Source organism: Acidimicrobiales bacterium (assembly GCA_035533095.1).
Classification (GTDB): domain Bacteria; phylum Actinomycetota; class Acidimicrobiia; order Acidimicrobiales; family Palsa-688; genus DATLUM01.
In genome coordinates this window covers 17,293-29,499 of sequence record DATLUM010000106.1, presented here as the reverse complement: position 1 = coordinate 29,499, position 12,207 = coordinate 17,293, and the positions used below count along the sequence as shown (strand labels likewise).

Annotated in this window: 12 protein-coding genes; 4 read left to right on the top strand and 8 right to left on the bottom strand. The window is 69.5% G+C overall.

Annotation, left to right across the window (positions count from 1 at the left end; all coding sequences use genetic code 11):
* Nucleotides 1-13: 13 nt before the first annotated feature.
* Both VNF71_13355 and VNF71_13350 read right to left on the bottom strand, forming a co-directional pair.
* Nucleotides 14-1,354 carry an FHA domain-containing protein gene (locus tag VNF71_13355; GenBank protein ID HVA75539.1) on the bottom strand — a complete coding sequence of 447 codons (1,341 nt, stop codon included), beginning with the start codon at nucleotides 1,352-1,354 and terminating at the stop codon, nucleotides 14-16.
* Complete coding sequence (locus tag VNF71_13350; GenBank protein HVA75538.1) at nucleotides 1,351-2,154, bottom strand: hypothetical protein; 804 nt, start codon at nucleotides 2,152-2,154, stop codon at nucleotides 1,351-1,353. The genes VNF71_13355 and VNF71_13350 overlap by 4 nt, the downstream gene beginning before the upstream one ends.
* Nucleotides 2,155-2,238: 84 nt before the next feature.
* Between VNF71_13350 and VNF71_13345 the strand changes: the two genes are divergently transcribed.
* Nucleotides 2,239-2,889, top strand: a complete 651-nt coding sequence (locus VNF71_13345) for a C40 family peptidase (protein HVA75537.1) — start codon at nucleotides 2,239-2,241, stop codon at nucleotides 2,887-2,889.
* Nucleotides 2,889-4,259, top strand: coding sequence for a CHAP domain-containing protein (locus tag VNF71_13340; protein ID HVA75536.1), 1,371 nt, complete (start codon nucleotides 2,889-2,891; stop codon nucleotides 4,257-4,259). The genes VNF71_13345 and VNF71_13340 overlap by 1 nt, the downstream gene beginning before the upstream one ends.
* Here the strand turns inward: VNF71_13340 and VNF71_13335 are convergent.
* From VNF71_13335 to VNF71_13310, 6 genes are all read right to left on the bottom strand, one after another.
* Nucleotides 4,256-4,885, bottom strand: a complete 630-nt coding sequence (locus tag VNF71_13335; protein HVA75535.1) for a hypothetical protein — start codon at nucleotides 4,883-4,885, stop codon at nucleotides 4,256-4,258. The two genes, VNF71_13340 and VNF71_13335, sit on opposite strands and share 4 nt — an antisense overlap.
* A gap of 425 nt (nucleotides 4,886-5,310) precedes the next feature.
* On the bottom strand, nucleotides 5,311-5,568 hold the full coding sequence (locus VNF71_13330) for a hypothetical protein (GenBank protein HVA75534.1): 258 nt from the start codon (nucleotides 5,566-5,568) through the stop codon (nucleotides 5,311-5,313).
* Nucleotides 5,569-5,664: 96 nt separating this feature from the next.
* Nucleotides 5,665-6,330: a response regulator transcription factor gene (locus tag VNF71_13325; protein HVA75533.1), complete on the bottom strand. Its 666-nt coding sequence runs from the start codon at nucleotides 6,328-6,330 to the stop codon at nucleotides 5,665-5,667.
* Nucleotides 6,331-6,442: 112 nt separating this feature from the next.
* On the bottom strand, nucleotides 6,443-7,405 hold the full coding sequence (locus tag VNF71_13320; protein HVA75532.1) for a histidine kinase: 963 nt from the start codon (nucleotides 7,403-7,405) through the stop codon (nucleotides 6,443-6,445).
* Nucleotides 7,402-8,370, bottom strand: coding sequence for a hypothetical protein (locus VNF71_13315; protein ID HVA75531.1), 969 nt, complete (start codon nucleotides 8,368-8,370; stop codon nucleotides 7,402-7,404). Before VNF71_13315 ends, VNF71_13320 begins: the two co-directional genes overlap by 4 nt.
* 31 nt (nucleotides 8,371-8,401) lie before the next feature.
* Complete coding sequence (locus VNF71_13310; protein ID HVA75530.1) at nucleotides 8,402-9,556, bottom strand: AI-2E family transporter; 1,155 nt, start codon at nucleotides 9,554-9,556, stop codon at nucleotides 8,402-8,404.
* 58 nt (nucleotides 9,557-9,614) lie between these two features.
* Here VNF71_13310 and VNF71_13305 point away from each other — a divergent pair, with 58 nt between their 5' ends.
* Together VNF71_13305 and VNF71_13300 are read left to right on the top strand one after the other, a co-directional pair.
* The gene (locus VNF71_13305) at nucleotides 9,615-10,250 is read left to right on the top strand and encodes an alpha-ketoglutarate-dependent dioxygenase AlkB (protein ID HVA75529.1); all 636 of its coding nucleotides are present in this window, start codon (nucleotides 9,615-9,617) and stop codon (nucleotides 10,248-10,250) included.
* A 3-nt stretch (nucleotides 10,251-10,253) separates the two neighbouring features.
* On the top strand, nucleotides 10,254-12,113 hold the full coding sequence (locus tag VNF71_13300) for a hypothetical protein (protein HVA75528.1): 1,860 nt from the start codon (nucleotides 10,254-10,256) through the stop codon (nucleotides 12,111-12,113).
* The last annotated feature ends 94 nt before the right edge of the window (nucleotides 12,114-12,207 follow it).

The window sequence follows — 12,207 nt, the reverse complement described above, 5'->3', positions numbered from 1 at the left end:
AGAAGAACGCGGCTCAGTGCGCCCGGCCGTCTCCCGGCACCCACGGAGTGACGAACGTGACGACCCGCTGCCCGAAGGCGATGTGCGTACCGGGTCGCAACGTGCGCGCCTCGTAGGGTGCCAGGCGGCTCCATGCGGCCGCCCCCGGCTCGTGTACCCAGGTGCCGTTCGCTGAGGAGCGGTCTATTACCTGGACGTCCCAGTCCTTGAGCGTGATGTCGGCGTGGCTCGGTGCGACACCGTCACCTGTGAGCGGCAGCGGCCTCGCCATCCCCCCGCTCACCGTCGGGTCGCCCGAAGGCTCGGAGCCAACCAGGTAAGGGCAGTCGAGGCGCCAAACGCTCCCGTCGTCGACGACCAGGCAGCCGAGCCCGGGCCTGGTCCCGGTCACGGTGTAGGGGACGTCCTGCGGCAACGACGAACCGCAACGGACGCAGGCTGGCATCCCCGGGCGGTTCAGGTGGCCTCTCTCGCAGAGGGCACCGGCGACCACGGCAGCGCCGGCGACTGGCCGGTCAGGCCCGACGCCCACGGGCAACGGCTCGCTGGACGCGCCGAGCGCCTCCGCGGAGCGTGCCAGGTCGATGGACCCGGGTGGCCTGGCCGGCTGTCCGGGCGCCCCGGAGGGTTCGTGCAACGCCTCCCCTGCAGTCGCCGCAGGATCCGGGGACACCGGTTGCGGCCCGCTGCCCACCGCTTCGAGCATCGACGTCGGCGGGGACGCCGGCAGCACCGAGGTCGGATCGGGAACTTCCAGGATGCCTGTCGCCTCGGGGTCGACCGTCGCGCCGGCGCTCTGACCGTGCCCACCAGGGAACGGCTCCAAAAGGCCGGGCTCAACCTGGCCGGACTCCACCTGGCCGGGCTCGGCCGGCCCGCCCCGGTGACCGCGGCTGCCAGGCACGAGGACGAAACCTCCCCCTCGCACGACGCCCCCCTCGAAATCCCACATGCCGTCGGGGTCGAGCGCCGGAACGTGGCTGCCCGCGTAACTGACCGTCACCGCCGGGTGCGGGTCGAGGCTTTCGCGCAACCAGCCTGGTACCGGAGTGGGAGCCAACCAGCGGTTGCCGTCCCAGGCCTGTACCGGCCCGTGCATCAACGACGCCCACCCTCCGCCATCCGGTCCCACCACCGCGAACGCGACCCGCGGTTCGGGGTCGCGCTCGCCCAGCACACCCGCGATGTGATCGGCGATCTGGCGGCCGCCTCGCGCCGAGGCCGCGAGGTTCCGGGCCGACTGGGCGAGAAAGCTGATCAGGGCGGGCGATGCCGACGGGGCCGCCCATGCGACGACCTCCCCGTAACGGATCACGGTCCCCTCGCCGGGGAGTACCTCCACCCGCTCGATCATCGGGCCCCCTCGCACGCGAGAAGTTCCTCGGCCAGCTCGGCGGCTGTTTGGGGACGAAGCGCAGGGTCTGCGTCGAAGCACCGGCCGAGCACGTCCGCGAGGCCGCCCGGCGTCGAGGGGCTCACCTCGGGGTGACTGAACATCACCCGCTGCACCGCTGTCACCGGCTGGTCGTCGACCATCGCCGGATACAGCGGGGCGGGCCCCACGAGCGCGTAGAGGGAGGCGGCGAGAGCCCAGATATCGCTTGATCGGGACGGCGCCTGACCTCGCAGAAGGTCCGGGTCGAGAAGCGACAGGTCCCGCCAATCGCGCATCACGACGACCCTGCCCCCGTGCCTGCCCGTCCCCGGCCCGAGGACGGGTCCTCGCCCGACCATGTAGATCACCGAGGGGTCGATCGCTCCGTGCGCTGTCCCGGATTCGTGCAGAGCGTGGGCTCCGCGCGCGGCGTCCGCGACGGCCCGGATCTTCTCCCTCAGGCCCATCGCGCGGGCGGCATGGGCGAGGGTTCCGCCCGTGATCTCCTCCGTGACCAGGTACACGCCGGCGCCGGCGCCGTCCATGTCGGGCCCGACCTCGTAGAGCCGGAGAAGCTGCGGTGAGTCGACCACGGCGAACCGGCTCAGAGCGGAGGTCAGCTCCGCCCACTGGTCCGAACCGACGGACAGCTCCATGACGGTCACCCGCGACGGCGCTGCGCCACCACCGGCGCCACGGAGCCGCGCCGGAGCCCGGGCGGCGTACCTCCCGCGGCCGAGGTCCTCCACCACCTCGTAGTCCGCAACCGCTGACCTCAAGTGACCTCCATCTGTCGGTTCGAGACCCGCGAGCGTACCGGGGCGAGCGGGCGACGCCGCCCAGCTGCTATAACACGAAATACTATGAAAGCAATCCTAATGACCTGTGCTGTCGCTGTTGCCATGCCCATCATGCTCCCCGTGCTGATCGCCGGCACGGCGGGCGCTTCGCTCCTCGGGCTCGGGGACCGGGCAAGCCAGGCCGGTTGTGAGACGGCACCACTTGAGGTTCCTGCGCCCACTGCCGATACGTCATCAGTGCGGGTGCAGCAGGACACGGCGGACGCGGCGCGATGCGCGGAGGTTTCTGCGGCCGAAGGGCCCCGTGGGTCGGGCTCGCTCGAAGGTCTGGCGGCCGTCGCGTACGCGGACGCCCAGATCGGAACCCCCTACCAGTGGGGCGGGGAGCGGGCCGGGGTGGGCTTCGACTGCTCGGGTCTCGCGCAAGCGGCGTGGAGCGCCGCGGGCGTGACCATCCCCCGCGTCGCGCAGGATCAGTACGACGCCGGGCCGCAACTGCTCCCCGGTGACGCGCTCGAGCCGGGCGACCTCGTTTTCTTCGGTGCCAGCACGTCTGATGTGACGCACGTGGGCATCGTCGTCAACCCCGCGGGGGAGATGGTCGACGCGCCTCACACGGGTGCCTTGGTCCGGCTGGATCGGTTCCCTATCATTCCAGGCAGCAGGTGGGGTGGCGAGGTGCTCGTGGGCGCCACTCGCCCAGGAGGGGCGTAATGAAAGGTCTTGTTGGACGTGTATGTCGCAGAGCGGCCGGCCTGGCCGCGGCAGCGGGGTTCGCGGCCTGGGGTCTTTCCCCGAGCCAACCGGCGGCGCACCTCGGCGGTGTCGAGCGGGCGGCGTACGCGGACGCCGGCGTGCTCAACTACGGCGACGCCGTGTTCGCCGGTTCACCGACGAACACGCACCTATCGGCCCCCGTAGTCGGCATGGCAGCGAACCGCGGAGGATCGGGGTACTGGCTCGTCGCGGCGGACGGCGGTGTATTCAACTATGGAGGAGCCGGTTTCTACGGGTCCGCTGGTTCAGTCGACCTTTACGCGCCGATGATCGGAATGGTCGGGACTCCCGACGGCGGCGGCTACTGGCTGGTTGCCACCGACGGGGGTGTCTTCAACTACGGAGACGCCAAGTACTTCGGCTCGATGGGCGGGCAGCACCTCAACTCGCCGATCGTCGGAATCGCCTCCACGCCGACCGGCAACGGGTACTGGTTGGTGGCCGCAGACGGTGGCATCTTCAACTTCGGGGACGCCAGGTTCTTCGGGTCCGAAGGCGCCGTCAAACTCAACTCGCCGATCGTGGGAATGGCTGCCACGGCCGACGGCGACGGCTACTGGATGGTCGGCGGCGACGGCGGCATCTTCAACTTCGGTGACGCGCCGTTCGAGGGGACCCCCGCTGCCAAGGGCATCTCTGGGTGGGCGACCGGCATGGCCGCCACCAGCGACGGCAAGGGGTACTGGATCGCCAACGCCAACGGCGCCATTTACACCGAGGGCGACGCCGTCTTCTACGGCAACAACCTCGGGACGCCCCGTGTGGAGCCGATCTCGGCCATCGCAGCGACACCCAGCGGCAAGGGCTACTGGCTGCTCGAGCCCGATGCCTTCCCGACGGACTTCGCGCACCCTGGTGGCGGTGGAGCGATCGTCTCGGTCGCGACGAGCCAGATCCAGGGCGATCCGGTGAGCGGCTACTTCTGCAACCCCTACGGGCCGTGCGAGGCCTGGTGCGCGCTATTCGCCACCTGGGTGTGGCAGCGCGCCGGCGTGGCCGTCCCGACCTATGCCTTCGTCGGGGACATCTACACCTGGGCTGCCAGCCACACGGCGGTCCTGGCGCCGTCCGCACGGCCGAGCCCGGGAGATCTGGTCCTGTACGGAACCGGCCCGTGGAACGTTGACACCGCCGAGCACGTCGGGGTGGTCGCGCAGGTGTGGCCGGACGGTTCGATCGACACCATCGAAGGCGACGCGGGGCCGGCCCCGACGGGCTACTTCAACGTCATAATCAACGGCCCGTTCCGGCCGGACCACTCGATGGAGTACAACGGGATGCCGATCTTCGCCTACGCGGTTCCCTAGCCCGCCCTGAGGGTCGAGACGATCGTGGTGGTCACCGCCTCCGGTGCGTGAACGAGGAGCCAGATCTCGGCTCCGGACGACGACTGCCAGGCATTTATGGCCACCGCGGTGAAACCGCCGGGCCGCGTGATCTCGTAGCGGTATGCGACGGTGGCACCCGCGACGTTGATCTTCTGCGCTGGGCCGATCGTGTAGGCGGTCGGGCGGGTCTCCCCGAAATCGGCAAACGACGCCGGTGGTCTCTCACCCTCGCCAGGTGCCGAGCTGCGGGCGCCGAGATACTCGCCGGCCCAGCCGTCGCTGCCCGAGTAGTCGAGGTCTCCGGTGTCGTCCGAGTAGGCGAGGTTCTTGGACCAGGCGCGAGGGACCGAGTAGGCGAAGACCCCGTCGTTGACCGCCTGGTAGCCGGCGGGCACGCTCAGCGGGCTCGGCGCGGGCGCGCCGCCGCTGACGAGGAGCGACGCCGCGAGAGCGGCGACCCCGAGCAGCACGCCCGGCACGGCCACCCATGCCATCAGCTTCCGGTTACGCCGGCGCACCTGGCGCTCTGCCGGCGTCAGCTCCACCCCCCGGCGGCGTTCCACGGCGTTCCCGGGCAAGCGAGGCTCGGGCAGCCGGTCTGTCACCGGACCATCGTCGCACGCGCGAAAGCGGCGCAGGCACACCCCCTGTGGGTGTTCCCTGCGCCGCCTTCATCCATCGACGGCCTGCGGCACCGCTCTCCGTTGTGGGACCGCCTCGTCCCGGGTGACGCCAAAACGACACCCGGCCATAGGGCCGGCCAAGTCGAGGGGCCGCAAATCGCGACGGCTCCTTTACGGGCTCGGGCTCGAAGGCTCCGAGCCCCGATCTAACGGGGCGGACCGTCCTCCTCGGACGAGCTCCATGTTCCCACGAGCCCTCCTTTCCCTCTTGTCCGCCGGCCCCTGGCGGGGTCCGTCCAGCGGCCAGCTTCCCGTTGTGCGTTCACCCCATTCAACGACCCGGGCGGGGGCGTGTCAAGGCCTGCCCGCCCTTATTTCACAAGGGAATTCCGGTACCAGCGGTGCACTCAGTGACAACGGCGCATGACCCGCTTCCAGATGAACGCTGCCACCGCAGCCAGGATCACGATCTTGAGGATGGCCCCGGCGATGCTCGCCACGAAACCGAGAACCAAGAAGACGAGACCGAGCGCCATAACGGCCAGTACGGCCACCACTGCGATCAGCGCGATCAGGCTGAAGGCGCTGTGGCGCTCAGGGTCGTCCCCACCTCCGGTCACCTCGTGGAACTGCGCACCCAGGGGGCCGCTGTCGAAGCTGTGCATCTCTGTCCTCCTTGTGCAACCAAGGATAAAGACCGTCCCCGTCGAGGTCATCGTCCCTGAGAGCGATTCCGGCCTCCATCTGTCGGGGGATTCGGTCTAGCGGCCGGCGCCAGGTTCAACGAGACCATGGTCGTACGCGAGGACCACCGCCTGTATCCGGTCGCGCACCCCCAACTTGCTCAGGATGTGGTTCACGTGTGTCTTCACCGTGGTCTCGCTGATGTAGAGCCGCTCGGCGATCTCCGCGTTGCTGGCGCCGCTCACCACCTCGCGAAGCACGTCGACCTCCCGCTCGGTCAGCTCGGCGAAGCGGTCGGGGATCCGTCCGGGTGGGACGGAGTCCGGCCTGCGCGCGAACTCCTCCAGGAGCCGCTTGGTCATCTTCGGCTCCACGAGGGCGTTTCCGGCGTGGGCCGCCCGGATGGCGTTGACCAACTCCTCAGGTGGCGACGCTTTCAGCAGGAAGCCGCTGGCGCCGGCGCGTACAGCCGCGAAAAGGTGCTCGTCGAGGTCGAATGTGGTCAGCACGACCACCTTGGTGCCGCTGTCCTCGACCAGGCGCCGGCACGCTTCGACGCCATCCATGCGCGGCATGCGGACGTCCATCAGGACCACGTCGGGGCGAAGCCGCCTCGCCTCTTCGATCGCCTCGTAGCCGTCCGAGGCCTCGCCGACGACCTGCAGGTCGTCCTCGGTCTCGAGCACGAGCCGCAGGCCCTTGCGCACCATCGCCTCGTCGTCAGCCAGGAGGAGCCGGATCACGCCCCCAGTCTCGCCCAAGCCGCCAACCGCTGCCGTGATGGGCGTACAGGGCGAGGCCATGCCCTGCCCTCGACGTTCGATCCCGGCGCTCGGCAGGAGCCGTCGTCTGGGGCTAGCTGACGGGGATGGCGGGGATGGTGGCGTACACGCGCCAGCCGGGACCCGGCTTGCGAGGACCGGCTTCCAGGATGCCCCCCACTGCGGTGAGACGCTCCTGCATGCCGGCGAGCCCGTGCCCGGCGGCGGGGCCGCCGGCGTGGCGGGACACGGCTCCGGCTCCGGGGCCCTCGTCGTCGACGAAGACCGTGACCGCGGTGGGTGCGAAAATGAGCTGTACGTCGATCGGCGCATCGCCGGCGTAGCGGACCGCGTTGGTGAGCGCCTCCTGCAGGACCCGGTAGACGATCATGTCGACGCTCGCCGCGAGTTGGTGAGGTTCGCCGAGCGTCTGGAACCGGATCTCGCGCCCTGCCTGACGGACCGAGTCGACGAGGGACTGGATGTCGGCGATGCGCGGAAGCGGCGTCCGCGAATAATCGGGTCCGGCCGCCGCCTGGCCGCTTCCAGCCGCTGCCGCGCCTATCGACGCGTCGGCGCCGCGGAGGACCGCGAGCATCCCCTCCAGCTCCGTGAGGGTCTGCCTGCCGGTCTGCTCCGCGGCTTCCAGGGACTCCGTTGCCGTTTCGGGCTTGGTCGCGGCAACCCTGCGGGCAGCTGCGATCTGGATGGTCATCAAGGAGACGCCGTGGGCGACGATGTCGTGGAGCTCGCGGGCGATCCGCACGCGCTCTTCGGCGACGGCGAGCTGGGCGCTGCGGTCCTCCTCGACCTGCAGCCGCCGCGCCCTGTGGATCAGCAGGCCGGCGCCGACCGATATGACGAACAACGGCCAGAAAAGAGCCGCCGTCACACGGAAGACGCCGGCGCTGTCGAGCAGGAACGCAGCGCCGAGCAGCAGGAAGAACATTCCGACCGCCACGCGTGACGTCCTGTACTGGTAGGTAGCGACGCCAGGGTCCGGGAGGGCTGGAGAGGCAGCAGGCTGGGGGGCGGGCTGCACCGTGGCGGTGCTCACTTGCTGCACCCCCCCGGACCGACGAGTATCCGGCCGGACGCTTCGTGCACGTCGACGATCACCGGAGCGACGCCGGGCGCTCCAGGAAGGACCTCGTGGGCTGACGCGCCCGCGCCGTTGCCGACATCGCGCCCGTCGATGCAGATCACGCCGGCGAGGATCCTGGCGTCGATGCGGGCGGGAAGGCCATGGGGGAGGGTCACGTGGATGTTGCCGACGATGTTCTCCACGGTGACCTTCTGCCCGGCGGTGAGTCTCGATGCGTCGACCGTGAGGTTGCCGAAGCCGTTCTGCACCGTCTGCCCCGACTGGAAGACCGGGACCACCTTGTTGCCAAACGACAGCCCGCTCGTGCCCGACCCCACACCGAACGTGTTCGATGTGGCTACGAGCACGAGTATCAGGGCCGCCCCGGCGAAGACGGGCCACGAGCGCCGGCTCAGGCTCCAGTCGGTCCTGCCGGTGACGATCATCGCCGCGCCGAGAACCATCAGCCCGGCGGCGACGGCTCCTTCCGCAGAGATGTGGGCGGCGTGGACCGCGTCGAGCAGCCATGCGACTCCGAAGACGACCGCCAGCGTTCCGATGACGGTCGTGGCATCCCAGCGGTGGCGGACCGGCGGGAGGCCGCGCCGTCTCCGGCCGCTCGATCGGTGGCGGCTGCGCTGTCGGGGCCGGTGCGGCGGCCCGCCGTACCGGGCATCACCGCCCGGGGGGGCCGGCGGGTACCACCCGCGATGGCGGGACCTGTGCGACCGCGGGCGCGGCTGGAAGCCGGCGATCGTGCCGTGCACACCGCGGCGCGCCTCGTCCGCCACATCCTTCAGGCCGTGGCGGACCGCCTCGCCCGCCCGGCTGCCTCCGGCCCGCGACTGGTCGACGGCGTCCCTGAAGTCGCGCGCGAGGGACCTGGCCAGGGCCCTGATCTCCTCGGCGACCCTGCGGAACTCGTCGTCGCTCGCCACACTTCGAGGCTACGGGCGTGACCGCCCGGAGTCATCCACCCCCGGGTGGAATCCCGCCTCGTCCCTCGGGCTGATCGCGGCCGTCGCCGGCCGCCGGGGTGGTCTCCTCCGGTACTGAAGGCTCCGGCGGCGCACTTCTGGCGGCCTTGATGCCGCTGTTGAGGCAGGCGACGATCGGGACCGCCACGATGGCACCGAAGATCCCGAAGAGGAGGCCGCCGGCACCCAGCGCCAGCACCACGGCCAGCGGGTGTACCCGTACGTAACGACCGACCACGAACGGCTGCAGCAGGTGCCCCTCGATCTGGCCGTCGATGAGAAGCACCGCCACGACGATGATCGCCGCCACCAAGCCTCTGCTCAGGCCGGCTACGCCGACGGCGAGAATGCCCGTCAGGATCGCTCCCACGAGGGGCACGAAGCTCCCGAGGCCGATCACGACCGCGAGCGGGAAGGCAAGGGGGACTCCGAGCAACGTCAGCGCTATCGCCATCACGGTGCCATGGAATGCCGCTACGACCAGCGTGCCTCTGACGTAGTGGCTCAGCGTGACCCAGGCAGCCCTGCCGCCCGCGTCCATCCGGTCACGGAAAGCGGAAGGAACGGCGAGGAGGCTGAACCTCCAAACCCGCTCGCCGTCGTAGAGCAGGAAGATGGTCGAGAACACCACCAGCAGGAAGCCCCCTGCGACGTCGAGGACCGACTTCGTCGTCGACAGCGCGGTGGACGCGATAGCAGAGGAATTCTTGGTGATGTCCTGGGTGATCGTCGTCGACAGGTTGTTGACCGACTTCGGGTTCAGGTGCAACGGCCCGTGGATGAGCCAGTGCTTGACGTGAGGGATCAGCGAGTTGATCTCGTTGCCGAGCTGGGGGGCCTGCTCGGCGGCACGGATCACGACGAGCGTCATGAGACCCCCCAGCAGGATGAACGACCCGGCGACCGTCGCGAGCGTCCCCGTACCCCGCCCCGCTCCATGGCGGACGAAGAAGTTGAAAACCGGCCTGAGCAGCGCTGTCACCAGAAGCGAGACGAGGAACGGGATCGCGATCAGCGCCAGGCGGCCCAGGAGCCCCACCCCGTAGTAGAAGACGAACCCGACGACTACCAGCCGCCAGGCGTAGTCCGCCGCGACGCGCAGCAGCGGTCCCGGCAATGGCGGGATTCGCTCATCCGTGGCAGGCATCGCTTCCAGCCTGCCTTAGCGGTGCCGCCAGAACGGCGATGCTCTAGCCTCGACGCCGATGACGGTGTTCACCCAAACGGTGAAGCGGGTAGATCTCGGTGGTGGATCGTGGGTCGACCTGGGCAAAGGGTGGCTGCCGGACGGCGATCGCCTCTTCGAACAGGTGGTCGCGAATGCGCCGTGGCGGATGGGAAGGGTCTTCCGGTACGAGAAGTGGGTCGACGAGCCGCGGCTGGGGGCGGGGGCGCGCGACATTCCGGGACCTGCGGGGGAGGCCCTGGCTGAAGCGCGGCGCCGACTCATGCGTCACTACGGTGTGACGTTGAGCGGCGGGGGGATGGCCTACTACCGCGACGGTCGCGACGGGATGGCATTCCACCGCGATCGCGACCTGAGGTACCTCGATGACACCATCGTCGCCATTCTCACCCTGGGCGGCCCGAGGCCGTTCGCTCTGCGCCCGTTCCGCGACGGCTTCGCCGGCGGGGAATCGGAGGGTCACGTCGTGGAACCCGGCCCCGGGGACCTGTTGGTGATGGGTGGTCGATGCCAAGCGGACTGGCAGCATTCGGTTCCGAAGCAATACAAGCTCGGCGTGCCGGGGCGGATCTCAGTGCAGTGGCGGTGGACGTCAAGGACCGGTAGGCCCGTCGTCGGCGCTTCGTATCGCGCCCCGCGGACCTACAGGACCTGAGGGGTGGGTTCGGCAGTCGCGGAGGGGCGGCGCGAACCCACAGGACCGGCAGACACACTCGACCCGGCGGCCACACGTCGGGCCTGGACCGGCGACCTTGCGGCCGTCGCCGTGTACCTCGTGCTCGGGTTCATCGTCTTCGCGCCGATCTGGACCGCCGGCGGCGCGACCCACATGCCGGTGGGAGGGGACCAGTGGCGCAACGTGTGGTTCGACCAGTGGACAGTCCGGGCCGTGTCCGGCGGGCACAACCTCCTGTACTCCGATTACGCCAACTATCCGGGGGGAGTCAACGTCCTGCTCAACGCCGGGGCGCCCCTTCTCAGTCTCGTGTTCAGCCCGATCACAGTGCTGTTCGGACCGATCGCAGCTTTCAACCTGAGCCTCACGCTCGCCCTGCCGTTGTCCGCCGCCACCGCTTACCTGCTCATCCGGCGCGTGGTCGGCTGGCGTCCCGCGGCGTTCGCAGGCGGCCTCCTCTACGGCTTCGGTCCCGAGGAGATCGCGCACGGGTTCGGCCACGTGAACCTGTCCTTCGCTGCACTGGTGCCGCTCATAGTGCTCTGCGTCTATGAGCTGACCATCCGCCAGCAGGGTCGCGCCTGGCGATGGGGATTGGGGTTAGGGCTGCTCGTGGTCGCGCAGTTCTTCGTGTCCAGCGAGGTCCTTCTCGAAACGGTGCTGATGTCCGCGGCTGCAATCATCATTGCCGCGCTCGTGTCACCCGCGGAGGTACACCCGCGGCTTGCTCACGTCGTCAGGGGCATAGGCGTGGGGACGGTCACGGCAGCTGTTCTGCTCGTGTGGCCGGTTCTCTTCATGGCCAGAGGGCCAGCCCATGTCGCCGGCCCCGTGCAACTGGTGGCTCAGACCTACAGGTCGAACCTGCTGGCGCCGTTCGTGCCGGACAGCCTGCAGCTCTTGTCCGTCCCGTCGTGGCGAGCGACGGCGGACCGTTTCGCGAGCAGCCCCGTGGAGAACGGCAGCTATCTCGGCCTGCCCCTCATCGTCATGCTCCTGGCAGGCATCTTCTGGCGAAGGCGGGACAAGGCGGTGCTGGTCGCGGGGCTGGCGGGAGTGGTCGCCTTCATCCTCTCGTTGGGCGGCGCTCTGGCCATTCGATCGTCTCCCGCCTTCAACGGGGCGGGCGGAGCGGTTGGCAGGATCCCGCTCCCGGAGGCCCTTCTGAGCAAACTCCCGCTGCTCGAGAACCTGATCCCCGCGCGTTTCGCGCTGCAGGTCACCTTGTTTGCTGCAATCGTGGGCGCGCTGCTGATGGACGGAATCCACCGGCGTTGGGTCGAACGCGGGGTCGGTTCCGCCAAGTCGACGGCCGGAGTCTGCGCGATGGCGTTGGTCGCTCTCTTGCCGCTCCTCCCTGCAGGGCTGGTCTCAGGCGTCGGCCCTGACGCCACGCCGGCGGGTTTCAGTGCTGCCTCCCAACCTGTGCCGGAGGGCAGCGTGGCGGTCGTGTTCCCGTTCCCCTCGGGCACCTACCCGGACCCCATCCTCTGGCAGGCGGATTCGGATATCCGGTTCAAGATGCCGGGCGGTTCCTTCTTCGTGCCGCAGGGCCGAGGGCGACGAGTGGCTTACAGCACGCTGCTCGGCTACACCTACGACAGCACCACAGCGGAGGTCTTCACCTACCTGGCCTCGGGAAGCGCTCCCGACGAATCCCCCACCACACGGGCGACGATTGCGACGGAATGGCGAGCCTGGCACGTCCGATCCGTCTTGGCCGTACCGGGAGCCTGCGCGTACCCCGCGCAGGTGTTGTCCTTCCTCACATGGCTTCTCGGGCCGCCCTCGGCACACATCGGCAGCACGTACGCGTGGTATGGAGCCAACCCCTCGCGCTGACGGGCTCGCTTGGTTGAACCTCGCGGCAGCGGGTAACGCAGGGATACGAGCCTGAGGGAGGCGCTGCCCCCAGCGTTGGGCCGCCTCTGCGCAC